Here is a 24,984-nt window from a genome sequence, read left to right as displayed (position 1 = left end):
TAATGCACTCAATTTCAACAATAATGTCGGATGCCGCTTTGTCAGCCATGGCATAAAAAACCAACATTGCCAGAACACTATTGATTTGCGGCTGAGGAAGAAACAACGTTAAATCACTAAATTAGCCCGTTCTTGGCGATAACAAACCCGTTTCCCCCAATTTATTGGGCGTTCCTGACTTCTGTGCTACACTTTTTGCCGCTTTAACTCCTTTCATTTTTTGGGGAAACATCACAAAGCGCAGTTAACCGGCAAAGGATCGCACACCCGCTTTACCCTGTGACAAGAACCTCCTCGGACGTAAAAAATTATGGCTTTATTGATTACAGACAAATGCATCAACTGCGACATGTGCGATCCCGAATGTCCGAACGATGCCATCAGCATGGGGGCAGAGATCTATGAGATTGATCCTGACCGCTGCACTGAATGCCAAGGCCATTACGACAAACCGACCTGCCAGTCAGTCTGCCCGATCAATAACTGCATTATCCTCGATCCCGCACATGTCGAGACCGAGGAGCAATTGCTTGAGAAGTTTGTGGTGTTGCAGGGAATGGCGTAACTGCGCTACTGAGACTGCTCCCTGAGTGCGCGCTGCTCTTTGGCGTATTTGTCTCTGTCCGCATCCTGAGCAGGGGCATTCAGCATCGCCATGCAACCCGCAGGCGGAAGCGGTTTCAGCACAGGCCGTTTCTTAACCGGCTTGGCGCTGGCCGTTTTCTTTTCCGCTGCAGGTTTGGGTTGCCAGGAAAGCAACTCTGCCCCGCAGCCATCGCCCGGAGGCGGCGGTAACTGTTCCTTGCATTGCTGACTTCCCTGCGGGCAATGCAGACGGACATGAAAATGGTAGTAATGTCCCCACCAGGGTCTTACCTTGCGCAGCCAGCTGCGATCTGTCCATTGCGCGTCACACAGCTGTTCTTTTATAACAGGGTGGACGAATATGCGCGCCACGTTAGCATCTGACGCTGCCAGCTGGATCAGGTTCGCCTGGCTGGCCGACCAATTGTCTTTGATAATGCGGTATGCCTTGAGATCAACCATAGGTAAAGGTTGCAGCTCAGGCAGTGCCTGCTGAGAGGCCGGTTGCTCTAATGTCGTCAGCCAGATATCGGCATCAAGTCCGGTCTGATGACTGGCATGCCCTGAGCGAAACCGACCGCCGCGCGGCATGGCGATATCACTGACCAGCAAATTACCCAACTGCAATTTTTTCGCCTTCGCCGACAATTGCTCCAAAAAAGTAATCATGCTCTCATGACCGTAAAAGCGCCCGCGCTCCGATCTGACCCTCTGATAGCCTTCTCCCTGTTCGGGCAGGACTTTCGCACCGGCCAGACAGCCATTGCTGTAACTGCCGATCGACTGCGGACTGCCTGCAGTCGGGGCACGAAACTGCTCCCAGGGCGTCGCAGCCGCCTCTGTGCTCAGGCCCAGTCCGCCACCAAAGCACAGCAGGCAGGCAAGCAAAGCCGCTCGCCTGTCAGCCGCCAGACAAGCATGCCGTACACCACCAAAACACTGCCAGAGGGCAAGTTGACTATTTACGCTCAGCACCGGACGCCACCTTGTAATAAATTTGCGATCATAGTCACATAAGCATACACCATGAGACTGACTTTATTTGCTGTTCAATATTGAGACTGGCGTGCTGTGGCCGCTTCAGTGTCAGATGTAACAAACTACCATGTACAGCTTTTCAGTTAGCTGTCAGCTCTGTCTTGTACAGCATTTCACACGAAAGGATCATGGCAAGCCAAATAAATATAACGCCTTGATATTTAATGAATGTTCAGCTTGTACAGCTTTTAGAGCATTATAACCCCAAAGCTCATTCCTGCGTATTCTACCCTTCTATAACCTTAACCGCGTACCGGCAAATTCTGCCCGTCCGCACTGACAGACAAGACTCAGTCACAGCAGAAAATTACCGCTGAAACTTAATGCAGGGCAAGCAGCATTCTGGTCTCCAGAGTCACCTGATGTTCCCGGTGCCAGCGATCTTGCCAGCTTGCCTGTACTGTCACCGTTGAGATGCCACCGGGCTGAGTGTCATGACCAACCTCAGCCTCCAAAAGGATAGTGACACTATGCAAAGCATGCTGCTCTGTGTGCGTATGCTGTCCCGGCTGCGGATCAGCGCGCAGACTTGCTAAGTGCAGGCTCTCAAGGTGCAGATGTTCTAAGTGCGATTCCGCCAGATTCACCGCAGTAAGCATGACCAGAGCATTATCTGCCTGTAGGTTGAGATAAGCGTGCAGCTTCATCAGCCCGGCCAGACCGACACTGACCAGCAGCAGCGACACCAGTACTTCCACCAAACTGAACCCCCGCTGTTTGTCCGCTACCGGCTTTATGGCATCAGACATCACGCCAGGACCCGCGCAGCCAGCGAATCTGATAAACCAGCAGCTCTTGCGCTTGCGGCAAGGAGCCCAGAGCCACGCACTCTGGCTCTTCGCTGGCCGATAACGGCTCAGCACCTGAGTTGCACACCCTCACCACAGCAATCTGCTGAAGCCTCACCCTAGCCCTGCCATCCACTCTGGCTTCGGCGCTCACCCGATAGCTTCCGTTTGCCAAAAGTGCGATCCGCACCGCTATATGTCCGTCGCCTTGTGCTGACAGGCAAACCGCAGACCCGCTGTCAGAAAATGCCAGAGGATCGGTACTGACCGGCTGGCGCTGAAAATGCTCAGCTATCAGGCCAAGCCCGCAAGCCAGAGCGCCTTCTGCCAGCCAGAATGCCTGACGTGAAAATACGGTATTCTGAGCGCGTTTAACCTGATAAAAGCTGGTGCTGTAGCTGGTCATCACAAAGACCATGGCCACGGACAGCATCAGGCTGCTGATCAGTAAAGTGCTCATGCCTTGCTGAGTCCTGACAGCGGCTCGCTGAAATTTCATCACGGATTCCTGACCCTCAGTGCCATCGTTTCATCAAGCTGCGCGGAGCTATCCAGCGATGAGACAGAAAGACGGACAGACAGTAGCTGACCCTGAATACCTGCCGCCGGAGAAGTGTCAGACTGAACCTGCCAGCCGGTCACTGTCATCCAGCGCGAATCCAGCAGTGCCTGCCCGCCCTGACATGCCTGCTCCGGGGTAGAAAAAGTGTCGTGCGACGAACGCACTCTTAATTCACCGTCTTGCCGGTAGTAGGCCTTCACCACAGTACGACCTTCCAGCTCGTAACTCATCACCAGGCAGTGTCCGGCCGTAACATGTACCGTGAGAACCGCCCCCGGCAGTAAAAGCGGTGTCCCGGACTCTGCGGTCTGAAAACCGGCCCGACGCACATCCCCCGAGAGCATGCGCCACGCATCCTGCACATCCTGAGCCAGGATCAGCTGCAACGAACGGCTCAGTGCCGCCTGTTTTCCGGCCATCAGCAAGTGCACCAGTAATGACAGCACCATCAGGCTCAATGCTGTCGCAACCGTCAGCTCTATCAGGCTGAACCCGCCCTGCCTGCTAAGATTTTCAGCACTGGGCATAACCGGCCTCCGCGCTCAGGCTGCAGACATAGATTCTGCCGGTGACATTGCTGAAAGTGATCCTGACCTGCGACTTGCCGTCCCGGCCGACAAAAAAGCTGCCTGCGGCGTGAGGGCGTCCTGTCAGGCTGTCCACTGTCAGAACATCACTGGCAAAGCTCCGCGACAGTGTCAGGTGCGGAAAATCAGTGGCGGACAGCGGTTTTAGCACAGGCTCGCCATCTGCCAGCCTGGCAAGGATTATCCAGTCGTCAGACCCGGGCTGCGACGTCGTCATAGTATGGTGCAGAACGGTATGGTGCGGGACGGTCTCTAAACCAATCGATACATCTTCGCCGCGCATCACAGCTTCCGATTTGGCCAGGACCAGCAACCATTCCAGCTCACTGACCAAACGGTGCAGGCGCTGAGTGGCAAAGACGTCGGAAAATGAAGGCGTGGCCACGGTAGCTATCAACATGATGACAGATAACACCACTATGGCTTCAATCAGCGTCATCCCTCTGACGCTCGCAACACAATGTAACCGCATTTGCCTGAGTGGCATGTTTTCTGTCGCTGACTCCCAACTTCTCACCTGACCTGCTCCCGAACCTTTTTCACCGCGCAATAGGATGGCAAAACAACGGCAAGACGCAGCTGCAAAGCACCGACTTAGTGACATGAATCGAAAGGAAAAAAAGATGAGGAAATCAAGAAACCAGCAAGGAGTGACGCTGATCGAACTGCTGATTGTCGTTACCCTGGCTGGCATACTGGCGATGTCAGCCCTGCCGGCCTATCAGGCACACCAGCAAAAAGCCTATCTGCGTCAGGCCCAGGCCGATCTCATTATGTTGCAGCTCGCCATTGAACAGCAGCGCTCTCAGGGTCAGGCATATCCGGCGCAGTTGTCCGCCGCGCTCTGTCCTGCCTGCCGTTATGACAACCCCTTCTATTCCTACCGGATTGCACTGGAGAGTGGCACATACCGGCTGTGGGCCGAAAGCAAAGATGGGGCGCAGGAATGCGGCTCTATTGCGCTGTTACACAATGGCACCACTGTCCCGTCTGAGTGCTGGTAAAGCGGCTGGCACAAGCTGGCAGCGGCAGAAACGACAAAGGCCAGCATAATGCTGGCCTTTAAGGTATATGACTCAGAGGTTAACCGGTCAGATCATCAAAGAACTTTTTCACGCCGTCGAAGAAACCTTCCGAACGTGGCTTGTGCTTTTTGGCATCAGAGCCCGCCAGCGTGTTCTCAAACTCCTGCAACAGTTCTTTCTGGCGAGTGCTCAGGTTCACCGGTGTTTCAACCACCAGCTTACAGATCAGATCGCCAACTGCACCGCCACGGACAGACTTCACGCCTTTACCGCGCATACGGAACATGCGTCCGGTCTGCGTTTCCGTCGGTACTTTCAGGCTGACACGACCGTCGAGTGTCGGTACTTCCACTTCGCCGCCCAGTGCCGCCATGGTAAAGCTGACCGGCACTTCGCAGTACAGGTTGTTGCCATCGCGCTCGAAAATCGCGTGCTGCTGCACATGCACCTGTACGTAGAGATCCCCGGCTGGTGCGCCGAATTCTCCGGCTTCACCTTCACCGGTCAGGCGAATACGATCGCCCGTATCCACACCGGCAGGAATCTTCACCGACAAGGTTTTGGTTTCCTGAACCCGGCCCTGACCATGACACTTACCGCAAGGATCAGAAATGATCTTGCCGCGGCCATGACAGTGAGGACAGGTTTGCTGTACCGCGAAGAAGCCCTGACGCATCTGCACCTGGCCAGCACCGTGACACGTTCCGCAGGTCGTTGGCGAGGAACCTTTCTTCGCCCCTGAACCTTCGCAGGTATCACAGTTTACCAGGGTTGGAACGCGAATTTCCTTGCTGCAGCCGCGTACCGCTTCCTCCAGCGTCAGCTCCATGTTGTAGCGTAAATCGGCGCCGCGCTGAGCACGATGCTGACCACCACCACGACGGCCACCGCCACCAAAGATATCGCCGAACACATCACCAAAGATGTCGCTGAAATCTGCACCGCCGCCGAAGCCGCCGCCACCGCCCATACCGCCTTGTTCAAAGGCTGCATGGCCATACTGGTCGTAGGCCGCTTTCTTCTGAGGATCGGTCAGAATTTCATAGGCGGTTTTCACTTCTTTGAACTTGTCCGCCGCTGTTTCATCGCCCGGATTACGGTCCGGGTGGTACTTCATCGCCAGACGTTTATAAGCCTTTTTGATGTCACGCTCATTGGCGTCACGGCCTACGCCTAACACTTCGTAAAAATCACGTTTTGACATAATTAAACTGTCACCTGCTTATACAGCTACGGGCGTAAGAGTAACCCCAAACGCCCGTGCCCAAATAAGATTATGAGATCACACTCTTATTTTTTATCGTCTTTTACTTCTTCGAACTCGGCGTCTACAACATCGTCGTCTTTCGACTGAGTCTGCTCACCGCTGTCCGCTTGCTGGGCCTGAGCTTGCTGCTGGGCAATTTCCATCAGCTTCTGAGAAGCCGCGATCAGCGCCTGTACTTTGGCATCAATCGCTTCTTTATCTTCGCCTTTACGTGCTTCTTCCAGTTCAGAAACCGCGGCTTCGATCTTCTCTTTCTCATCCGCAGGCAGTGCGTCGCCCGCTTCTTCGATTTGCTTACGGGTACCGTGTACCAGCTGGTCAGCCTGGTTACGGGCAGAGACTAACTCTTCGAACTTCTTGTCCGCTTCTTTGTTAGCTTCTGCTTCCTGTACCATTTTCTCGATTTCGTCGTCGCTCAGACCGCCAGATGCCTGGATAGTGATCTTCTGCTCTTTACCTGTGCTCTTGTCTTTTGCAGACACGTGCAGGATACCGTCAGCATCCAGGTCAAAGATAACTTCAATCTGAGGCATACCGCGAGGTGCTGCCTGAATACCTTCCAGGTTGAACTGACCCAGGGACTTGTTAAAGTTCGCCTGCTTACGCTCACCCTGCAGAACATGGATAGTTACCGCGTTCTGGTTGTCTTCTGCTGTCGAGAACACTTGCTCCGCTTTGGTCGGAATCGTGGTGTTCTTCTCGATCAGCTTGGTCATCACACCGCCCATGGTTTCGATACCCAGAGACAGCGGGGTCACGTCCAGCAGCAGAACGTCTTTAACTTCACCGGCCAGTACACCACCCTGAACCGCAGCACCTACGGCAACGGCTTCGTCAGGGTTGACATCTTTACGTGCTTCTTTGCCGAAGAACTCAGCCACTTTAGCCTGAACCATAGGCATACGCGTCTGACCACCCACCAGGATAACGTCAGTGATTTCGCCTACAGACAGGTCGGCGTCAGCCAGTGCCACTTTCATTGGCTCCAGAGAACGCTGTACCAGATCTTCAACCAGTGACTCCAGCTTGGCACGGGTCACTTTGATGTTCATGTGCTTAGGACCTGTCGCATCTGCAGTGATGTACGGCAGGTTCACGTCAGTCTGCTGAGCAGAAGACAGCTCAATTTTCGCTTTTTCTGCCGCTTCTTTCAGACGCTGCATCGCCAGTGGATCTTTACGCAGATCGATGGCCTGATCTTTCTTGAATTCGTCAACCAGATAGTTGATCAGACGGTTATCAAAGTCTTCGCCACCCAGGTGTGTGTCACCGTTGGTTGCCAGTACTTCAAACGTCTTCTCGCCTTCAACTTCATCAATCTCGATGATAGAGATATCGAAGGTACCACCACCCAGGTCGTATACCGCGATAGTGCGGTCACCGCCTTGCTTGTCCAGGCCATAAGCCAGAGCAGCAGCAGTCGGTTCGTTGATGATACGCTTCACTTCCAGACCCGCGATGCGGCCGGCATCTTTGGTAGCCTGACGCTGAGCATCGTTGAAGTAGGCAGGAACAGTAATCACTGCGCCTGTGACTTTCTCGCCCAGGTAGTCTTCAGCGGTTTTCTTCATTTTCTTCAGCACTTCTGCTGAAACCTGAGGCGCGGCCATTTTCTGACCTTTCGCTTCCACCCAAGCGTCACCGTTGTCTGCTTTCACAATTTTGAAAGGCATGATTTCGATGTCGCGCTGTACTTCTTCGTCTTCGAAGCGGCGACCAATCAGACGCTTGATTGCATACAGGGTATTTTCTGGGTTTGTCACCGCCTGACGTTTCGCAGGCTGACCGACCAGTGTTTCGCCATCCTGTGTATAAGCGATGATAGAAGGCGTAGTGCGATCACCCTCTGCGTTCTCAATAACGCGTGGCTTATCACCATCCAGTACAGCTACACATGAGTTGGTTGTACCCAAGTCAATACCAATGATTTTACCCATTTGGCTTTCTCCGAAATTCGTTGGTTTACTGGCTTCGTTCTGCGTAATGCAGAATCGAGCATGGGGGCCAAGGCCCTCAATTAATTCAATTACGCTATCGTATGACTACTAAATAAGGCCATCAGAGACCTTTTCAAGGGGCAGGTCGAAAAAAAATGTAAAAAATAAAAACCCACCAGAGTGGGCTTTCATCACTCGGCCTGCCCGTCAGGCACATCAGGCCTGAGTGTCGACATTGCTGCCAGGTGCAGCCTTAGCGACCATCACCATAGCCGGACGAACCACACGGCCGTTCAGCTCATACCCTTTCTGCAGCACCATCATTACGGTGTTAGGCGCATGCTCTGCGCTTTCCTGCATCGACATCGCCTGGTGGAATTCCGGATTGAACGCTTCACCCATAGGGTTGATGGCTTTCAGACCGAATTTCTCTACCGTGTCCGTCATGGTTTTCAGGGTCAGCTCAACGCCTTCCAGCATTGGCTTTAATGTCTCGTCGGTTTTATCAGCCAGTTCCAGCGCACGCTCCATGTTGTCGATCACAGGCAGCAGTTCACCGGCAAATTTTTCCAGCGCAAACTTACGGGCTTTGTCGATTTCCTGCTCGGTACGACGGCGCATATTCTCAATATCAGCGCGGGCACGCAGTACTGAATCCTGCTGCTCTTTCACTTTGGCTTCACTGACAGCCAGCGCGGCTTCCAGTTCTTCAATACGGGACAGTGCCAACTCGTCCAGCGTTAGCTCTTCCGCGTTGTCTGCGGCCGCTTCAGCGCCTGCTGCTTCCGCCTGCGCCTGCTGCAGTTCTTCTTCGTTCAACACTTCGTCTTTCTTGCTCATGCTTTCGCTACTCCGCTAAGCTCAAAAAGGGTGATATGCATGGCCGATAGGTTACGTAAGGCGCAACTTGCCGGCCACTATTAAAACGTGATGGGCATATTATGGGGATGAAGTTCAACGATTCAACCCGATATCGACGACAAAGGGCGACATTTCCTTATTGCTAAGGCTATACTGGCCCCATTCTTACCCGTTGGATCAAGGACATGACGCGCCCTTTTGAAATCATCGCCCTGGTTGGCAAGCCGAGAAATCCTGACGCGCTTCACACCCACACCAGCCTGTACAACTGGCTGACCGCCAAAGGCTACCAGGTACTGGTTGATCATCGTCTAGCCCATGATCTGGATGTGCCCGCTGAAGCGCTGTGCGATTTGCTCACCATAGGTGACCGCGCCAGCCTGGCCATTGTCGTCGGGGGGGACGGTAACATGTTAGGCGCCGCACGGGTACTCTCGCGCTTTGATATCTCGGTGATCGGCGTTAACCGCGGTAATCTGGGCTTCCTGACTGATTTAGATCCGGACAACTTCGAGCAAGAGCTGGAAAAGGTGCTGGACGGCGAGTTCGTCACCGAACAGCGTTTCCTGCTGGAAGCCGAAGTTCACCGTCATGGCCAGATAAAAAGCCGCAATACAGCGCTCAATGAAGCCGTACTGCACCCGGACAAGATCGCCCATATGATTGAGTTCGAGGTCTATATCGATGAAAGCTTTGCGTTTTCGCAGCGCTCCGACGGCCTGATCATCGCCACCCCAACCGGCTCCACGGCCTATTCGCTGTCCGGCGGCGGCCCGATCCTCTCGCCGAGCCTGAATGCCATCACCCTGGTGCCTATGTTTCCCCATACCCTGTCATGCCGCCCGCTGGTGGTGGACGGCAACCGCAGGATCAAGCTGATTGTCCCTGACGACGGACGGACACTGGAAGTGAGCTGCGACGGACAGGTGTCGCTGCCCGTAAGCCCGGGCGATGAAATTCACATCTATCAGAGTCCGGATCACCTGCAGCTGATCCACCCGAAAAGCTACAGCTACTACAACATACTGCGCGGCAAGTTAGGCTGGTCGAGCAAGCTGTTCTGAAATCAAACCTACGTCTTTGTTAAGCCAGCCTTGTGCTGGCTTTTTTAATGTCAGCAGAAACTTAACCTTAATCACAATTTTCACCATAAATCCGTTCACCGCCACTTTACTGTATGTAGATACAGTATATACTGTGCAAATAAACAGGTGTTGATTTAGACAGGTGAACACAGATGCTGGCACACATGACGATCTCTAATTTTGCAATTGTCAAAAATCTCGAGTTTGAAATGAAATCTGGGATGACAACCATCACAGGTGAAACCGGTGCAGGTAAATCTATAGCTATTGATGCCCTTGGCTTATGCCTGGGCGACCGTGCTGAAGCCAGCATGGTCCGTCCCGGTGAAGACAAAGCAGAAATTCACGCAACCTTCTCGCTGCGCAACAATCAGGCGGCCCGCCGCTGGCTGGAAGACAACGAGCTGATTGAAGGCGACGAGTGTATCCTTCGCCGTGTGGTGACCAAAGAAGGCCGCTCCCGTGGCTTCATCAATGGCAGCCCGGTGCCCGCCTCCCAGCAAAAAGCGCTGGGCCAGCTGCTGATCAACATCCATGGTCAGCATGCACACCAATTACTGATGCGCCCGGAACATCAGCAGGAAATGCTGGACAACTATGCCGGTCACCATGCTCTGATGGAAAAAGTCAGCAGTGATTATCAGGCCTGGCGCCATGCCAAAAATGAGCTGAATCGTCTGAGCCAGAGCCGCGCTGATAACGAAGCGCAAAAACAGCTGATCCAGTATCAGGTCAAAGAGCTCAATGATCTGGCACTGGGTGAAGACGAATTTGCTGAGATCGAAGAAGAGCACAAGCGCCTGTCCAATTCCGGCGATCTCGCGCTCACCAGCCAGCATGCCCTCGCCTTGCTGTACGAAGGAGATGAGGTCAATGCACTGCAGCTACTACAGCAGGCCAGTCAGCAAGTGCTTGAGCTGGGCGAAATGGACAGCAAGCTCAGCACCCTGGCTCCCATGCTGGAAGAAGCCATTATTCAGGTACAGGAAGCCAGCCAGGAGCTGCGCGGCTATATGGACGATCTGGATATGGACCCGCAGCGTCTGGTCTATCTGGAAGAGCGTCTGGCGAAAATCATGTCGCTGGCCCGTAAACACTACGTGATGCCTGCGGAACTGTGGCAGAAACATCAGGATTTGCTGCTGGAGCTTGAAAACCTGGACGGCAGCGACGAAAAACTCGATGCCCTGGCCGATGCGGTGGAAGCCAAGCGCCTGAGCTTTCTCGACAGCGCGGAAAAACTGAGCAAAAGCCGCCAGCGTTACGCCAAGGAGCTCAACAAAAAAATCTCGCACAGCATGCATGAGCTGAGCATGGAGAAAGCGATTTTCCAGATTGATATCCACAGCGATCCGGAACGTATGCTGACCCCGCTGGGTTTTGACACTATTACCTTCATGGTCTCCACCAACCCGGGCCAGCCGCTGCAACCACTGGGCAAAGTCGCCTCGGGCGGTGAGCTGTCACGTATCTCTCTGGCCATCCAGGTGATCACAGCCCAGAAAGTGGAAACGCCCAGCCTGATTTTCGATGAAGTGGATGTCGGTATCAGTGGCCCGACGGCTGCGATTGTGGGGCGTATGCTGCGCACATTGGGCACATCGACGCAGGTGATCTGCGTGACCCACTTGCCACAGGTTGCCGGTTGCGGGCATCAGCAGATGTTCGTTGCTAAAAAGACCGCCAAAGGCCAGACCGAAACCCAGATGAAAGCGCTGGATGAAAGCTCACGGATCAGCGAGCTGGCCCGCCTGCTGGGCGGCAGTGAGATCACAGAGCGCACACTGGCCAATGCCAAGGAATTGCTGGTAGCAGCATGATCCGGCGCAGAAAGTTGGCGGTTAATCGCAACACTGATGCAACTTTCTGAGTATTCCAGCGTCTGAACTCCCGCTTAATCTTTGCATTATGCGGGAGTTACCCACCTAGTGCTTTTACTTCTGCCACTAACTTGCTTATCATCACAAGCAGAACTGATTATTTTGCCGGGATGCTATGAACTGGAAAACTTTTGCCGCGTTAGCGTTGAGCGTCAGCCTGCTGGGCGGCTGCTCTTTGGTTGAACGCTTGGTCTACCGTATTGATATCAATCAGGGCAACTATCTTGATGAAAAAGATATCGATAACCTCAGATACGGCATGAATCAGGAACAGGTGCGTTATGTGCTTGGCTCGCCGATGCTGGTAGAGCCTGAATACCCGAACACCTGGTATTATGTGTTCTATCACAAACCGGGCCACGATGAGCCGGAACAAAAAGATCTGATTTTGACCTTTGATCAAAACCGCTTGCTGACCCGCATGACAGGGGATTATCAGCCAGGGCCGAACTTCAACGACCCGTTAAATTAAGCGGTGAAACCTGCAGATTCAGCGCCAGAACACAAAAAAGCTCGCCAAGGCGAGCTTTTCTTTTTCTTATCCGGCTGTAAATCCGACAGTAAATTGAACTGTGGCGGCACATGAAGCGCTTTTAAGAGGCCGCATCAGGGCTCAGCTCTGCTGTCCTACTCGTCTGTTGCGTCTGGCGCATCGGATTCCGGTACAGCGTCGCCTTTGGCTTTCTTGGCTGCCAGGGCTTCCTGCTTGGCCTGCTCGGCGCGCTTGCGGCGGATCTCTTTCGGATCGGCCAGCAAGGGGCGATAAATCTCTATCCGATCCCCTTCATGCACTCGGGCATCCAGCTTCACCGTACGGCTGAACACCCCGACCTTGTTCTTTTTCAGGTCGATCTCAGGATACATTTCCAGCACCCCGGAGCGTTCAATGATCTCCTGTACGGGCGTATCCGGGGTAATCGCCAGCTTGATCACCCGCTGAGTATTAGGCAGCGCGTACACCACCTCAACATGGATCAGATTATTCTGCTCAGAGCTCATAAACTTCCCTGGCCCTCTGGGTAAAGGCATTCACCATATTGCTGGTCAGCTCATGAAACACCTTGCCAAACACCGCTTCCACCAGCGCATTGGTGAATTCAAAATCCAGCTTCAGCTCCACTTTACAGGCATCGGTATCCAGCTCGGTAAAGTGCCAGCCACCCACCAGTTTACGGAACGGCCCTTCCACCAGTTGCATGCTGATCTTATGAATGCCTTCTAACTGATTACGAGTCACAAAGGTTTTTTTGATCCCAGCCTTGGAAACGTCTACTGCCGCCATCATATGTTCAGTAGAGCTTTCCAGAATTTTGGTGCCAGAGCATCCCGGCAAAAATGCCGGATAAGACTCAACATCGTTCACCAGGTCAAACATTTGCTTGGCACTGAACGGGACCAGTGCAGAGCGACTGATTTGAGGCATAGTTTCTCCTTAACCCAATATCGCTGGTAATGATACCATTAGTCGGCGATCTGCCAAAGATTCAGTGATAGTGTGTCTCCATGGCCTATTGCCTCTGGGAAAAACGTTCCCCTAACAACTTGAATCCGTATAATAAGAAGCTATGGCAAAGAAAAAACCAAACAAGCCGGGCAGCAACACCATTGCGCTGAATAAGTCTGCCCGCCATGAATTTTCAATTCATGATGAATATGAAGCCGGCATTTCGCTCCAGGGTTGGGAAGTGAAGTCCCTGCGTGCGGGTAAAGCCAACATTTCCGAAAGCTACGTGTTTATCCGTAACGGCGAGGCGTTTCTTTCCGGCGCCACCTTCACGCCGCTGAATGCGGCCTCGACCCACGTGGTGGCTGAGCCGACCCGTGTGCGTAAGCTGCTGCTGAACCGCCGCGAACTGGACCGCTTAACCGGGGCAGTGAACCGCGACGGTGAAACTATTGTGGCACTTTCCATGTACTGGAAGGGTTCATGGGTTAAACTTAAGTTAGGGACCGCGAGAGGTAAAAAGCTTCATGATAAACGTTCAGACGCCAAAGACCGCGACTGGCAGCGCGATAAAGCGCGAATCATGAAGCACAGTTCGCGGTAGTCATTGACCTGGCAGAATTTTCTGCTAGTATTGAACACCTCACTGGGGCTGATTCAGGATTCGACAGGATCAAGAAGGCCCGTGGAGCATGCAGAGGTGCGGTTTGCCTCTTTAAAAAGCCGCAAAAAAATAGTCGCAAACGACGAAAACTACGCACTAGCAGCTTAATAACCTGCTCAGAGCCTGCCCTCCCTAGCCTTAGCTCGTAGGACGGGGATTCAGGGCAGTCAAACCCAAACGAGATCGCGTGGAAGCTTTGACCTGGGAGCGGAAGCGTTAAATTTAATTCAGGTGTGTCTCAGCATAGCGTGTTTGTTCGCAGTGCTTTGGCGAGATTAAAGACAAACTAAGCATGTAGCGCCATTGGTTAGACTGATTTTGGACGCGGGTTCAACTCCCGCCAGCTCCACCAAATCGTATACGAAGACATCTTCGGATATCACAAAGCCCGCTAAGGTCCTGACCTGGCGGGCTTTTTGTTTTTGTCATCAACACCTCCCGTTTTGATCTGTCTCGCCTAAAGGGAAGGCTATTCCGCAAGCTGACCAAAATCAGGTGTGGCTTCGCCAACGAAACCAGCTTACCGAAGCTGCTCTATGCGGGAATGTTGAAGACCTCCAAGAAGTGGACTGACGCACCCGGTGCAGAACTAGAATCTGACGGTATTTCAGTGCATCAAACTGGCGTTCGTTCGGACAAATGAGAGGGAAATTATTCACCAAGAGGTCTTTTCGGTATTCAATAACTCTTATCCCTTGATCGTCAGTCTCGCCTGAGAAAACCGGCAAGACCTCCACATTGAATCTCACCCTATACACTCAAATACTTTTTTTGCATCATCGCCTATGACGCTTTAGATTGACATTTAACAGAGAACAACAGATTATTTTGCATCATCAGCAATGAAATAAGAATAAGTTATGAAGCTAAGCGCAATAGCAGCTGTCAATGCAGGTTATCCATTTCGAGGAAAAATTCCTGAAGTGACAGGCTCTGCTGTGGTCGCAGTTCAGATGAAAGATGTTTCGCAAACCGAAGGAATTCGCTGGTCAGATTGTTTGGAAACAGAACTAACCGGCAAACGTGAACCCAACTACCTCTCAATAGGTGATATTTTAGTGGCCGCTCGTGGTAGTCATAACTATGCCGTACAGGTGAATCAGGCACTAGCAGCCACCGGCAAGCTGGCCGTTGCTGCGCCGCACTTTTTTGTGATCAGCCTGAAAAAGAAAGACATTCTACCTGAGTTTATCGTGTGGTTACTGAATCAGGCACCAGCTCAGCGTTATTTTGAGCAGAATGCCGAAGGCACGTTAACAAAGAGCATTCGTCGCAGTGTATTGGAAGATACCCCCGTGGTTATCCCACCCCTGGCGAAGCAGCGCGCAATTATTGCTGTGGCCAACACCCTACGCGAAGAACAAAGATTAATACAAAAATTAGTCAGCAATGGTGAACGTATGATGAATACCATTGCTAAAGATCTATTCGAAAACAAGGAGGTAGCACATGAATGACCAGCATCAACTATTCGAACAAATTAAACAAATTGATAACAATAGTGTGGAGTTCTGGTCAGCCAGGTCAATTTATAAACTATTAGGCTACTCCGAATACCGGCACTTTCAACCTGTCATCACAAAAGCAAAAGAAGCTTGTCTAAATAGCGAACACGCTATAGAAGACCATTTCGAGGACATCCTCGCAATGGTCACCATTGGTTCAGGAGCACAGCGAGAAGTCCCAGATGTTAAATTGTCTCGCTATGCCTGCTATCTCGTTGTCCAAAATGGTGACCCAACAAAACCTGTGATTGCTGCTGGCCAAACCTACTTTGCCGTGCAGACCCGCCGACAAGAGCTGGCCGACGACCTGGCATTCCAACAACTTAAAGAAGAGCAGAAACGGATTTTTCTGCGTAATGAGCTTAAAGAACATAACAAACAACTCGTCGAAGCGGCCCAACAGGCTGGCGTTGAGACAAATCTCGATTTCGCAATATTCCAAAACCACGGTTACAAAGGCTTATATGGTGGATTAGACCAAAAAGCCATCCACGCTCGAAAAGGACTAAAGAAAAGCCAGAAGATTCTCGACCATATGGGCTCTACCGAACTGGCCGCGAATCTATTCCGTGCTACCCAAGCAGAAGAAAAGCTCCGCCGCGATAACGTCCAGAACAAACAGCAGGCAAACCAAACCCACTATGAAGTCGGCCAGAAGGTTCGCCAAACCATTGCTGAGCTAGGCGGTACTATGCCGGAAAACCTGCCTACGCCAGAAACAAGCATCAAACAACTAGAGTCGGCAGCAAAGAAACTGAGCGACAGTAATGATCAGGACACGAAATAATGAGCGACACAGTCATGAGCACTAACGACAAGATCAACCAAGACAACATCAACAAAGCCCTCTGGAACGCCTGCGATACCTTTCGCGGCACCATCAGCGCCGACACCTATAAAGACTTCATCCTGACCATGCTGTTCCTCAAGTACATCTCAGACGTATGGCAGGATCACTACGATGGTTACAAGGCCGAATACGGTGACGAGCCAGAACTTATCGAAGAGATGATGAAAAACGAGCGCTTTGTACTGCCCAAAGCGGCCAGCTTCTACTCCCTGTACGAACGCCGTCACGAACCCGGTAATGGTGAGCGTATCGACCAGGCATTGCACGCCATTGAAGAAGCCAACGGCACCAAACTCAAAGACGCTGGCAAGAGTGTGTTCCAAGACATCAGCTTTAACACCGACAAACTGGGTGAAGAAAAGCAAAAGAACACCATTCTGCGTCACCTGCTGGAAGACTTTGCCAAGCCAGAACTGAACCTTAAGCCCAGCCGTGTCGGCACGCTGGATGTGATCGGTAACGCCTACGAATACCTGATCAAAAACTTCGCGGCCAGTGGTGGCCAGAAAGCTGGTGAGTTTTATACCCCGCCAGAAGTCAGTGACCTGATCGCCGAGTTGTTAGGCCCGCAGCCGGGCGACAGCATCTGTGACCCTGCTTGTGGTTCAGCCTCATTATTAATGAAGTGTGGCAGCAAAGTTCGCAAAAACCACGATAGTAAAAACTACGCCCTGTACGGACAAGAAGCCATTGGCTCCACCTGGTCGCTGGCCAAAATGAACATGTTCCTGCACAGCGAAGACAACCACAAAATTGAATGGGGCGACACAATACGCAACCCCAAGTTGCTGGATAAAAATGGCGACCTTATGCTGTTTGACATCGTGACCGCCAACCCGCCATTTAGCTTGGATAAATGGGGCCATGACGAAGCCGAACACGACAAGTTCAGCCGCTTTCGCCGTGGCGTACCGCCGAAAACCAAAGGCGACTATGCGTTTATTCTACATATGATTGAAACGCTAAAACCCAAGACAGGTCGCATGGGGGTAGTTGTGCCTCACGGTGTATTATTTCGTGGCTCCAGTGAAGGCAAAATCCGCCAAAAACTGATTGATGAAAACCTATTGGATGCGGTGATTGGCCTACCTGAGAAGTTGTTTTATGGTACAGGCATTCCCGCTGCAATTCTGATCTTCAAAAAAGAAAAAGTAGATGACAACGTCCTGTTTATCGATGCATCACGCGAGTTTAAATCCGGTAAAAATCAGAACCAACTTAGTGAAGAGAATATTGCCAAGATCGTTGCTACCTACAAATTGGGAGAAAACGTCGATAAATACGCTTATCTTGCTAGCCTGAAAGAGATCGTCGATAACGACTACAACCTGAACATCCCACGCTATGTCGATACCTTTGAAGAAGAGGAAGAAATCGACCTAGTGGCCGTACGTGCTGAGCGTGAACAACTCAAAGTACAACTGACCGAACTGGAAACCGAGATGGTCAAGTATCTGGAGGAGTTGGGATATGGTGCCTAAGGGATGGACTCCATCGCAAATCGGCGATGTTGCTAAATTTTCATCTGGCGGTACACCCAGTAAACAAAATGCAGATTATTGGGGTGGCACTGAACCGTGGATTTCAGGAAAAGACCTTAAAACTCATTACCTAGAAACAAGTATCGACGCTTTAACCGAAGCCGGATTTCAAGCAGCAAAAAAAGCGCCGAAAGGGGCAACTCTAGTACTAGTAAGAGGTATGACTCTTTTAAAAGATTTCCCTGTTGGCTACGCAACAAGAGAAGTGGCTTTTAATCAAGACGTGAAGGCCTTAGTCCCCGCCAAAAATGTGGATGGGCTCTTTTTATCCTTTTTGTTGGTAGCGGAGAAACACAAAATTCTCCAGCTTGTGAGTACGGCAGGGCATGGTACTGGACGTCTGGATACTCATTCGCTTCAGGAGTACCCGGTTAATATCCCTCCACTTCCCGAACAAAAGAAAATCGCCCAAATCCTTTCCACCTGGGATAAGGCCATCGCAACTACCGAACAACTGCTTGCCAACAGCCAGCAGCAGAAAAAAGCCCTAATGCAGCAACTACTCACCGGTAAAAAACGCTTAGGTATGCCTGATAATAGTTACGATTTTAAGAAAACTCGATACGGTATTATTCCTAAAGATTGGGAATATCCAGCGATAAAGGATGTTTGCACTCAGGTGACTGAGAAAAATACAGAATCTGCTGACTACCCGGTCCTCTCATGCTCCAAGTACGATGGCTTTGTTGACTCGCTCAAGTACTTCAAAAAGAAAGTTTACAGTGATGATACCTCTGGCTATAGGCTAATTCACCGTGGTTGCTTTGGCTTTCCATCTAACCACATTGAAGAGGGCTCTATTGGGCTACAGAACCTCTACGATACTGGCATTGTCAGCCCTATTTATGTCATTTTTAGAGCAAAGCCGAAAAAGGTAGAAAACACCTATCTTTATGCAGTTTTAAAGACTGATCACTATCGGCAAATATTTGGTGCAGCCACTAATGCATCTGTTGATCGTCGAGGAAGTCTACGTTGGAAAGAGTTCAGCTTGATACATGTGCCACTTCCACCGCTAGAAGAGCAGCAAAGAATCGCTGTTGTGCTATCCACCGCCGATCAGGAAATCTCTGCTCTTCAACAAAAGCTGGAAGCGTTAAAGCAAGAGAAAAAAGCCCTAATGCAGCAGCTGTTGACGGGTAAACGAAGAGTAAAAGTTGATGATAAGGAGGTTGCATAATGCTAACCCAGATACACATTCAAAACTTCAAGAGCTATCAAGATCAGGTTTTACACTTATCACCGCTGACGCTGATGATTGGGGCAAATGCTTCTGGTAAAAGTAATGCGCTGGAAGCTTTCCGCTTTTTAGCTTGGCTGGCACAAGGCCAGAAATTATCTGTATTGAAACACAGAGTTGATGATTCTGAGCAGATCCTTCGTGGCCAAGTGAGGGACTTAGGGCATTTGAGCGCAACCGCGTTTTCTTTGGGTTGCACAACGGATGACGACAACTGGAATCACTTTGAGGTTGAAGTGTCGTTACGTGACGATGAGTTACATATTTCGCAAGAAACCATCACCTCGCCAAAAGAAAATTTCCCTTTATATAAAATTGAACAAAAATCATCTGGCTTAGGCACTGATGTAAGAGTTGCTTATAACAACTTCGCACGAGGTGGGAAAAAACCCCAGGTAAGCAGCACAGACCAAATTGCTATTCTGAATCAACTTGCGTCTTCAGCTATGTTTGAGGCTGGCCATAAGAAAGCGCAGCAAGAAATTCCAAAAACTACCGAAAAGTTTCAAAACCTACTATCAAATACCCTATTTCTTGACCCTGTGCCTTCACTAATGCGTGGTGACAGCTACCCTGAAAAACGCTTACGTGGTGATTGTGCGAATCTTTCAGGCGTGCTTTTCACCTTGTGGAAAGACGAAGCACTGAAGCCCGTCATTATCGACTTCATTAAAAGCCTTCCTGAGCAGGACGTTAAGGATATCAACTTTTTTGAAGATCGCCGGGGCCAGGTTTCGTTGGAGTTGGTAGAAAGCTTTGGCAATAAAGACAGAAAGTGGTCAGTAGAGCTTCTATCCGACGGCACCCTAAGAGTTTTGGCTATTGCTGCAGCCTTGCTCTCCGCGCCTGAAGGATCAACGGTAGTGATTGAAGAAGTTGATAATGGTGTGCATCCTTCAAGGGCAAAACAGCTGCTAGCAACCATGAGGCAGCAAGCTGATGCGAGAAATGTTCGTTTACTTCTATCAACACACAATCCAGCCCTAATGGATGCCCTGCCAGATTCATCACTTGGAGATGTGGTGTTTTGCTACCGCAGCAAAACCACTGGTGACAGCCAGCTTATCAGGCTTTCCGATCTAAACGATTACCCTGGTTTAGTTTCTCAAGGTCCGCTAGGTGAATTAGTCACTAACGGCGTTGTAGATCGTTTTGTGAAGTCTCCGATGACGCCTCAGCAGAAGAAACAAAATGCCATGGATTGGTTGAGCCAAATGCAGGGAGATGATGAATGAGTTCGATTTGCATCATAGATACGTCAGTTTTCCTGAATCTACTAAACGTTCCCGGCAAAAATCAGGATAAGGATACAGTTACTGCATCTTTCGCAGAGTATGCAGAACTTGGTGCGACCTTCATTTTACCCATGGCCACAATTATTGAGACTGGTAATCACATTGCCCAGAACGGTGACGGTGGAACAAGACGTAAAACTGCTCAGCGTTTTTGCGAAGCTGTAAAAGGTGCTTTTAGTGGTGATGCCCCCTATCAACCAAGTGAATTTCCAAATTCCGCTGAGATGTTAACTTGGATAGATAAATTTCCAGATCAAGCAGGAGCAAACAAGTCTCCACAAAAAACCGGTGAAGGTACTAGCTTTGGCGATTTAAGCATTATTGAAGAATTCAATAAATGCGTTCGTCGATTCTCAACGCGAGAGGTCTTTGTTTGGTCTTTAGACAGTGATTTAAGCAGCTACCACCAACAACGCTAATTAGGCTGCACCTCGGGTACCAGGGGTTGAAGAGAGATAACGAATGACACAATACACACCCAAATTTCAGGAAGAATACAGTGCCAAGTTACCGGCTCTGACGTTATTGACCAACCTCGGGTGGTCGTTCCTCTCTCCTGAACTCGCGTTAGCCGCTCGTGGTGGCAAGGCCGATGAGGTGGTGTTACGCCAGGTGCTGCGTGGTGAACTGCAAAAGCGCACTTTCACCTTTGCCGGTAAGAGCTACCCGCTGTCTGGAAAGGCTATCGACAACCTGATTGCCGAGGTGTGCAGCCCCGCGCTTAATGAAGGCCTGTTAACGGCCAATGAGCGCCTGTACAACCACCTGCTGTATGGCATTTCGGTCACTGAGTTTGTGGATGGCAAAAAGGCTAGCCCGACGGTTGCACTGATTGATTGGCAAAACCCAACCAATAACAGCTTTGTATTTACTGAAGAGTTTACTGTTACTCGCTCTGGTAGAGTGGAAAGCCGTAGACCCGACATTGTCTGCTTCGTGAATGGTATTCCTCTAGTGGTGATAGAGGCCAAGCGCCCGGATGGCAATGCAAAAAAAGGCCCCACCATTGACGAAGGCATTTCGCAAAGCCTGCGTAACCAGCGCCATGACGAAATCCCGTTACTGTTCGCCTATAGCCAAATGTTGTTATCCATAAACGGCAACGAAGGCCGCTATGGTACCTGTGGCACACCCGCTAAGTTCTGGGCTGCCTGGCGTGAAGAAGACATCACCGATGCCGAGATGTACGCCGTCAAAAACAAAACGCTCAAAGATGAACAGCTGACGAACTTGTTCAACCATCGCCCTGCAAAAGACCTGGATTGGTACCAAAGTCTTACCGCTGCGGGGGAGCTGGCTGTTACTGGGCAAGATCAATTACTGATTAGCTTGTTAAGCCCTGCCCGGTTGCTGGAGATGACCCGTTACTTCACCTTGTTCGATAAAAAGGCAGGCAAGATCGTCGCCCGTTATCAGCAGGTATTTGGTATCAAGCGGCTGATTAAACGCATCAATACCCGTAGCGTCACCGGGGGGCGTGAAGGAGGTGTGATTTGGCACACCACGGGTTCTGGTAAGTCATTCACTATGGTGTTTTTAAGTAAGGCGCTGATCCTGCACGAAAGTCTGAAGCAATGCCGTATTGTGGTGGTGACTGACAGGGTAGACCTGGAAACCCAGCTGAGCAAAACCTTCGCCTCTGGCGGCGAGCTAGCCGGGAAGAAAGACAAAGAAGCAGCGATGGCCACCTCAGGCAAACGCTTGGCCGAACAGATTGGCAAAGGCACTGAGCGGATTATCTTCTCGCTCATCCAGAAGTTTAATACCGCTACCAAAATGCCGGAGTGTGTGAACAACAGCTCTGACATCATTGTGCTGATTGATGAAGGCCACCGCAGCCAGGGTGGTGAAAACCATATCCGTATGAAGCAGGCGCTGCCTAATGCCGCCTTTGTCGCCTTCACTGGTACACCTCTATTAAAAGACGACAAAACCACCAATAAGTTTGGCCCCATTGTGCATGCTTACACCATGCAGCGTGCTGTGGAAGACCAAACGGTGACGCCGCTGTTGTACGAAGAGCGCATTCCCGACTTGGATATGAATGAACGCGCCATCGACAGTTGGTTTGAGCGTATTACCGAAGGGCTTTCAGACGAGCAAAAGGCTGACCTAAAGCGCAAGTTTGCCAAGAAAGGCCAGGTATACGGTGCGGATGATCGCATTCGTTTGATTGCCCTAGATATTGCCAACCATTTCGTAAAGAACATCGACGAAGGTTTGAAAGGCCAGTTAGCCTGCGACAGCAAAGCATCTGCCATCAAGTACAAAAAGTATCTCGACGAAGCAGGCTTGTTTGAATCGGCCGTTGTGATGAGCCCACCCGATAGCCGTGAAGGTAACACTGCTGTGGATGAGGCCACCACACCGGAAGTGACCCAGTGGTGGAAAGACAACGTGGGCAGCCAGGATGAACAGGCTTACACCAAACACCTTATCGAGCGCTTCGACAAAGATGATTCACTGAAGATACTCATCGTGGTTGATAAGCTGCTCACCGGCTTTGATGAACCGAAAAACGCTGTGCTGTATATCGACAAACCCCTGAAAGAGCACAACCTGATCCAGGCGATTGCACGGGTAAACCGCCTGCACCCGAAAAAGAAATTTGGTCTGCTCATCGACTATCGCGGCATTCTGGCGGAACTGGATACCACCATCCAAAAATATCAGGATCTGGCCTCCTGCACTCAGGGCGGTTACGACATCAATGATATTGCAGGCCTATACAACCAAATGAGTACCGAGTATAAGCGCCTACCACAGCTCTATAAGCAGCTATGGGCCATATTCGATGGCGTCAAAAACAAGAACGACATTGAACAATTGCGCCAGGTGCTGGTTCCAAAGATTGAAGAGCAAAAGCCTTTAGCGCCGGGAGAGAGCGGAGAGCTGGTTGACGTGCATCTAAAGGTGCGTGAAGACTTCTACGAAGCCCTGACGGCCTTCGCCAGCTGCTTGAAGGTAGCGCTGCAATCCGCCACCTTCTTTGAAGACAAGAGCTTTAGTGACCAGGATCGTCGTCACTACAAAGAAACGGTGAAGCAATTCTCCAGCCTGCGCCAACTGGTGCAGCAAGATGCCGGTGAGAGGATTGACTACGACGAATATGCCGAACAAGTGAAAAAGCTGCTGGATAAGCATGTGGTGGGTGTCGAGGTTAAAGAACCCGGTGGCGTGTATGAAGTGGGTAAGATGGGTCAAAAGCAACAGCCGGAAGATTGGAGCGAAGATAAAACCCGCAACGAAACCGACATCATCAAAACCCGTGTGACACGCATGATTGAACAAGAGCTACGGGATGACCCTTATGCTCAGGAAGCGTTCTCCAAGCTCCTGCGCCAGGCCATTGAAGATGCGGAAAAGCTATTCGAGCACCCACTGAAACAGTACATGCTATTCCGTGAATTCGAAGAGCAAGTTCAAGACAGACGCCTGAACGACATACCTGATGCTTTTGCCGGTAATCGCCATGCCCAGGCTTACTTTGGCGTCTTCAAGAAAGTTCTGCCTGAAGCTTTGGCTGTGTTGGACCAGCAAGTTCAGGATAAGTGGGTCAAAGTTGCCTTTGAAATTGACCAGGCTGTAGAAACCTCTGTCGCGGAAAACTCCATCAACCCACAGAACATCGAAGCTGACATTCGTAAAAAGCTACTGCCCCGAATGTTCCAGAAGTGCAAAGCCATTGGTGGCGGTATGGATCAGGCCAAGAAGATTGTTGAGATGATTGTTCAGATCACTCGGGTCGGATTAAACGGTGCTTGAACGGGTATAACCAGATGAATGTACCGATTAAACCTCAAAGTCAGACCATGAGTTTCCGCTACGGTGACGAGCAGATTACTTTTGAGCGAGTTAAGCGCCCGCAAGCCACAGGCAAGGTATTAATCAAAGTTCATCCCGATTGTCGGGTAATCGCATCGGCTCCTGAGGGGGCTGAGAGCGAAGCCGTGTTATCTGCTGTGAAAAAGCGTGGACGTTGGATATACGAGCAGCTTCGGGATTTCCGTAAACAGCTTGAATTCACCACACTTCGGCAATACATAAGCGGTGAGAGCCATTACTACCTGGGGAAACAGTACCTACTGAAAGTGATTGAAGCGCCTGAGCAGGTTCAAGGCGTGAAACTACTTCGTGGCAAGTTGGAAGTTTCGGTAAGAACAAAGTCCGCTGACAAGGTTAAAGAGCTACTAACAGACTGGTACAAAGCGCGGGCTAAGGAAACCTTCGCCAAGCGCCTCGATGCCATGCTGGAGCAAGCCCTTTGGGTAGAAGAACGGCCACCGCTTCGCATACTGACCATGCAAACGCAATGGGGCAGCTGTTCACCCAATGGCCGAATCACCCTGAACCCTCACCTGGTTAAAGCGCCTCGTGAGTGTATTGACTATGTGATCCTGCATGAGCTTTGCCACATTGCGGAGCATAACCACAGCGAGCGGTTCTACCGGCTAATGGGCCAAGTCATGCCAAATTGGGAAAAGACTAAAGAACGATTGGATGGGATGGCTTCCGTAATCACAAATTGATTAATGAATTCATAGGAGCAAGCAAATGCACGACTATGCAATATTTGGGTACAGCAGAGACACTATTGGAAGATGGCTCGGTGTTGCATCTGTAATTTTAACAGGTGCTGTTTCTTCGTTATTGGTTTGGCTATATGAAGCGACAAGCATAGAAGCATTCGCAACTGCCATAATAACGTGTACTAATTCAGACCTGATCTGACAGTTACCCACTTTTCAACTCGGTGCCTGTCAGATTATATCTGAGCTAGATTCTTCTCTGCCCAGATTGATTTCCCATCCTCTAATGTTTCTATTGGCG

At 50.8% G+C, this 24,984-nt stretch carries 24 protein-coding genes and 1 other RNA gene; 15 read left to right on the top strand and 10 right to left on the bottom strand.

Features of this window, described 5'->3' with window-relative positions; translation table 11 throughout:
• Nucleotides 1-310: 310 nt before the first annotated feature.
• Complete coding sequence (locus IFO68_RS16590) at nt 311-565, top strand: YfhL family 4Fe-4S dicluster ferredoxin (RefSeq protein WP_192016953.1); 255 nt, start codon at nt 311-313, stop codon at nt 563-565.
• A gap of 5 nt (nt 566-570) precedes the next feature.
• On the opposite strand, the gene mepA is transcribed toward IFO68_RS16590, so the two are convergent.
• From mepA to IFO68_RS16565, 5 genes are all read right to left on the bottom strand, one after another.
• Entirely contained in the window at nt 571-1,473 is a 903-nt protein-coding gene (gene mepA / locus IFO68_RS16585; RefSeq protein ID WP_375713944.1) for a penicillin-insensitive murein endopeptidase, read from the bottom strand.
• Between the two features lie 470 nt (nt 1,474-1,943).
• Nucleotides 1,944-2,372 carry a prepilin-type N-terminal cleavage/methylation domain-containing protein gene (locus tag IFO68_RS16580; RefSeq protein WP_192016952.1) on the bottom strand — a complete coding sequence of 143 codons (429 nt, stop codon included), beginning with the start codon at nt 2,370-2,372 and terminating at the stop codon, nt 1,944-1,946.
• Nucleotides 2,365-2,910, bottom strand: coding sequence for a hypothetical protein (locus IFO68_RS16575; RefSeq protein WP_192016951.1), 546 nt, complete (start codon nt 2,908-2,910; stop codon nt 2,365-2,367). Before IFO68_RS16575 ends, IFO68_RS16580 begins: the two co-directional genes overlap by 8 nt.
• On the bottom strand, nt 2,910-3,500 hold the full coding sequence (locus IFO68_RS16570) for a prepilin-type N-terminal cleavage/methylation domain-containing protein (RefSeq protein ID WP_192016950.1): 591 nt from the start codon (nt 3,498-3,500) through the stop codon (nt 2,910-2,912). Before IFO68_RS16570 ends, IFO68_RS16575 begins: the two co-directional genes overlap by 1 nt.
• Entirely contained in the window at nt 3,487-4,077 is a 591-nt protein-coding gene (locus tag IFO68_RS16565; RefSeq protein ID WP_192016949.1) for a GspH/FimT family pseudopilin, read from the bottom strand. The genes IFO68_RS16570 and IFO68_RS16565 overlap by 14 nt, the downstream gene beginning before the upstream one ends.
• Before the next feature lie 106 nt (nt 4,078-4,183).
• Between IFO68_RS16565 and IFO68_RS22015 the strand changes: the two genes are divergently transcribed.
• Nucleotides 4,184-4,564: a type IV pilin protein gene (locus IFO68_RS22015; RefSeq protein WP_192016948.1), complete on the top strand. Its 381-nt coding sequence runs from the start codon at nt 4,184-4,186 to the stop codon at nt 4,562-4,564.
• Nucleotides 4,565-4,643: 79 nt separating this feature from the next.
• Here the strand turns inward: IFO68_RS22015 and dnaJ are convergent, their stop codons facing one another.
• The 3 genes from dnaJ to grpE form a co-directional block, all read right to left on the bottom strand.
• Nucleotides 4,644-5,789, bottom strand: coding sequence for a molecular chaperone DnaJ (dnaJ, locus tag IFO68_RS16555; RefSeq protein WP_192016947.1), 1,146 nt, complete (start codon nt 5,787-5,789; stop codon nt 4,644-4,646).
• Nucleotides 5,790-5,875: 86 nt separating this feature from the next.
• Nucleotides 5,876-7,789, bottom strand: a complete 1,914-nt coding sequence (gene dnaK / locus IFO68_RS16550; RefSeq protein WP_192016946.1) for a molecular chaperone DnaK — start codon at nt 7,787-7,789, stop codon at nt 5,876-5,878.
• A gap of 216 nt (nt 7,790-8,005) precedes the next feature.
• Nucleotides 8,006-8,629, bottom strand: coding sequence for a nucleotide exchange factor GrpE (gene grpE / locus IFO68_RS16545; protein ID WP_192016945.1), 624 nt, complete (start codon nt 8,627-8,629; stop codon nt 8,006-8,008).
• Nucleotides 8,630-8,835: 206 nt separating this feature from the next.
• Between grpE and nadK the strand changes: the two genes are divergently transcribed.
• The 3 genes from nadK to bamE all read left to right on the top strand — a co-directional run bounded on the left by nadK (nt 8,836) and on the right by bamE (nt 12,087).
• Nucleotides 8,836-9,714 (top strand): NAD(+) kinase, encoded by an 879-nt coding sequence (gene nadK / locus IFO68_RS16540; RefSeq protein ID WP_046218905.1) that lies wholly within the window; start codon nt 8,836-8,838, stop codon nt 9,712-9,714.
• A 173-nt stretch (nt 9,715-9,887) separates the two neighbouring features.
• The gene (gene recN, locus IFO68_RS16535) at nt 9,888-11,555 is read left to right on the top strand and encodes a DNA repair protein RecN (protein WP_161443790.1); all 1,668 of its coding nucleotides are present in this window, start codon (nt 9,888-9,890) and stop codon (nt 11,553-11,555) included.
• Nucleotides 11,556-11,730: 175 nt separating this feature from the next.
• On the top strand, nt 11,731-12,087 hold the full coding sequence (gene bamE / locus IFO68_RS16530) for an outer membrane protein assembly factor BamE (RefSeq protein WP_161455316.1): 357 nt from the start codon (nt 11,731-11,733) through the stop codon (nt 12,085-12,087).
• Nucleotides 12,088-12,242: 155 nt separating this feature from the next.
• Here bamE and IFO68_RS16525 read toward each other — a convergent pair whose 3' ends face one another.
• Nucleotides 12,243-12,614: an RnfH family protein gene (locus tag IFO68_RS16525; protein ID WP_192016944.1), complete on the bottom strand. Its 372-nt coding sequence runs from the start codon at nt 12,612-12,614 to the stop codon at nt 12,243-12,245.
• The gene (locus tag IFO68_RS16520; RefSeq protein WP_192016943.1) at nt 12,604-13,038 is read right to left on the bottom strand and encodes an SRPBCC family protein; all 435 of its coding nucleotides are present in this window, start codon (nt 13,036-13,038) and stop codon (nt 12,604-12,606) included. Before IFO68_RS16520 ends, IFO68_RS16525 begins: the two co-directional genes overlap by 11 nt.
• 142 nt (nt 13,039-13,180) lie before the next feature.
• On the opposite strand from IFO68_RS16520, the gene smpB reads away from it, so the two are divergent.
• The 10 genes from smpB to IFO68_RS16470 all read left to right on the top strand — a co-directional run bounded on the left by smpB (nt 13,181) and on the right by IFO68_RS16470 (nt 24,683).
• Complete coding sequence (gene smpB / locus IFO68_RS16515) at nt 13,181-13,663, top strand: SsrA-binding protein SmpB (protein ID WP_192016942.1); 483 nt, start codon at nt 13,181-13,183, stop codon at nt 13,661-13,663.
• Between the two features lie 44 nt (nt 13,664-13,707).
• Nucleotides 13,708-14,075: a transfer-messenger RNA gene (ssrA, locus tag IFO68_RS16510) on the top strand.
• A gap of 508 nt (nt 14,076-14,583) precedes the next feature.
• Nucleotides 14,584-15,180, top strand: coding sequence for a restriction endonuclease subunit S (locus tag IFO68_RS16505; RefSeq protein WP_192016941.1), 597 nt, complete (start codon nt 14,584-14,586; stop codon nt 15,178-15,180).
• Nucleotides 15,173-16,015 carry a DNA damage-inducible protein D gene (gene dinD, locus IFO68_RS16500; RefSeq protein ID WP_192016940.1) on the top strand — a complete coding sequence of 281 codons (843 nt, stop codon included), beginning with the start codon at nt 15,173-15,175 and terminating at the stop codon, nt 16,013-16,015. The genes IFO68_RS16505 and dinD overlap by 8 nt, the downstream gene beginning before the upstream one ends.
• Nucleotides 16,015-17,559: a type I restriction-modification system subunit M gene (locus IFO68_RS16495; RefSeq protein WP_225445295.1), complete on the top strand. Its 1,545-nt coding sequence runs from the start codon at nt 16,015-16,017 to the stop codon at nt 17,557-17,559. Before dinD ends, IFO68_RS16495 begins: the two co-directional genes overlap by 1 nt.
• The gene (locus tag IFO68_RS16490) at nt 17,549-18,799 is read left to right on the top strand and encodes a restriction endonuclease subunit S (protein WP_192016939.1); all 1,251 of its coding nucleotides are present in this window, start codon (nt 17,549-17,551) and stop codon (nt 18,797-18,799) included. The genes IFO68_RS16495 and IFO68_RS16490 overlap by 11 nt, the downstream gene beginning before the upstream one ends.
• Nucleotides 18,799-20,094 (top strand): AAA family ATPase, encoded by a 1,296-nt coding sequence (locus tag IFO68_RS16485; protein WP_192016938.1) that lies wholly within the window; start codon nt 18,799-18,801, stop codon nt 20,092-20,094. The genes IFO68_RS16490 and IFO68_RS16485 overlap by 1 nt, the downstream gene beginning before the upstream one ends.
• Nucleotides 20,091-20,573, top strand: a complete 483-nt coding sequence (locus IFO68_RS16480) for a hypothetical protein (protein ID WP_192016937.1) — start codon at nt 20,091-20,093, stop codon at nt 20,571-20,573. Before IFO68_RS16485 ends, IFO68_RS16480 begins: the two co-directional genes overlap by 4 nt.
• Nucleotides 20,574-20,616: 43 nt before the next feature.
• Complete coding sequence (locus IFO68_RS16475) at nt 20,617-23,919, top strand: type I restriction endonuclease subunit R (protein ID WP_192016936.1); 3,303 nt, start codon at nt 20,617-20,619, stop codon at nt 23,917-23,919.
• Between the two features lie 14 nt (nt 23,920-23,933).
• Nucleotides 23,934-24,683 (top strand): M48 family metallopeptidase, encoded by a 750-nt coding sequence (locus IFO68_RS16470; protein ID WP_192016935.1) that lies wholly within the window; start codon nt 23,934-23,936, stop codon nt 24,681-24,683.
• Nucleotides 24,684-24,984: the final 301 nt, after the last annotated feature.

The organism is Photobacterium arenosum (assembly GCF_014841115.1).
GTDB lineage: Bacteria > Pseudomonadota > Gammaproteobacteria > Enterobacterales > Vibrionaceae > Photobacterium > Photobacterium arenosum.
Note: the sequence above shows the minus strand (reverse complement) of the source record. Positions and strands in the feature narration are given on the sequence as shown.

What these genes read in the sequence shown, in the direction of transcription:
- nadK (WP_046218905.1), top strand. Translation starts at nt 8,836, where the DNA reads ATGACGCGCCCTTTTGAAATCATCGCCCTGGTTGGCAAGCCGAGAAAT.
- bamE (WP_161455316.1), top strand. Translation starts at nt 11,731, where the DNA reads ATGAACTGGAAAACTTTTGCCGCGTTAGCGTTGAGCGTCAGCCTGCTG.
- IFO68_RS16470 (WP_192016935.1), top strand. Translation starts at nt 23,934, where the DNA reads ATGAATGTACCGATTAAACCTCAAAGTCAGACCATGAGTTTCCGCTAC.
- IFO68_RS16590 (WP_192016953.1), top strand. Translation starts at nt 311, where the DNA reads ATGGCTTTATTGATTACAGACAAATGCATCAACTGCGACATGTGCGAT.
- IFO68_RS16580 (WP_192016952.1), bottom strand. Translation starts at nt 2,372, where the DNA reads ATGTCTGATGCCATAAAGCCGGTAGCGGACAAACAGCGGGGGTTCAGT.
- dinD (WP_192016940.1), top strand. Translation starts at nt 15,173, where the DNA reads ATGAATGACCAGCATCAACTATTCGAACAAATTAAACAAATTGATAAC.
- IFO68_RS16525 (WP_192016944.1), bottom strand. Translation starts at nt 12,614, where the DNA reads ATGAGCTCTGAGCAGAATAATCTGATCCATGTTGAGGTGGTGTACGCG.
- recN (WP_161443790.1), top strand. Translation starts at nt 9,888, where the DNA reads ATGCTGGCACACATGACGATCTCTAATTTTGCAATTGTCAAAAATCTC.
- IFO68_RS16480 (WP_192016937.1), top strand. Translation starts at nt 20,091, where the DNA reads ATGAGTTCGATTTGCATCATAGATACGTCAGTTTTCCTGAATCTACTA.
- dnaJ (WP_192016947.1), bottom strand. Translation starts at nt 5,789, where the DNA reads ATGTCAAAACGTGATTTTTACGAAGTGTTAGGCGTAGGCCGTGACGCC.
- dnaK (WP_192016946.1), bottom strand. Translation starts at nt 7,789, where the DNA reads ATGGGTAAAATCATTGGTATTGACTTGGGTACAACCAACTCATGTGTA.
- IFO68_RS16575 (WP_192016951.1), bottom strand. Translation starts at nt 2,910, where the DNA reads ATGAAATTTCAGCGAGCCGCTGTCAGGACTCAGCAAGGCATGAGCACT.
- IFO68_RS16570 (WP_192016950.1), bottom strand. Translation starts at nt 3,500, where the DNA reads ATGCCCAGTGCTGAAAATCTTAGCAGGCAGGGCGGGTTCAGCCTGATA.
- IFO68_RS16485 (WP_192016938.1), top strand. Translation starts at nt 18,799, where the DNA reads ATGCTAACCCAGATACACATTCAAAACTTCAAGAGCTATCAAGATCAG.
- grpE (WP_192016945.1), bottom strand. Translation starts at nt 8,629, where the DNA reads ATGAGCAAGAAAGACGAAGTGTTGAACGAAGAAGAACTGCAGCAGGCG.
- smpB (WP_192016942.1), top strand. Translation starts at nt 13,181, where the DNA reads ATGGCAAAGAAAAAACCAAACAAGCCGGGCAGCAACACCATTGCGCTG.
- IFO68_RS22015 (WP_192016948.1), top strand. Translation starts at nt 4,184, where the DNA reads ATGAGGAAATCAAGAAACCAGCAAGGAGTGACGCTGATCGAACTGCTG.
- IFO68_RS16520 (WP_192016943.1), bottom strand. Translation starts at nt 13,038, where the DNA reads ATGCCTCAAATCAGTCGCTCTGCACTGGTCCCGTTCAGTGCCAAGCAA.
- IFO68_RS16475 (WP_192016936.1), top strand. Translation starts at nt 20,617, where the DNA reads ATGACACAATACACACCCAAATTTCAGGAAGAATACAGTGCCAAGTTA.
- IFO68_RS16495 (WP_225445295.1), top strand. Translation starts at nt 16,015, where the DNA reads ATGAGCGACACAGTCATGAGCACTAACGACAAGATCAACCAAGACAAC.
- IFO68_RS16490 (WP_192016939.1), top strand. Translation starts at nt 17,549, where the DNA reads ATGGTGCCTAAGGGATGGACTCCATCGCAAATCGGCGATGTTGCTAAA.
- IFO68_RS16505 (WP_192016941.1), top strand. Translation starts at nt 14,584, where the DNA reads ATGAAGCTAAGCGCAATAGCAGCTGTCAATGCAGGTTATCCATTTCGA.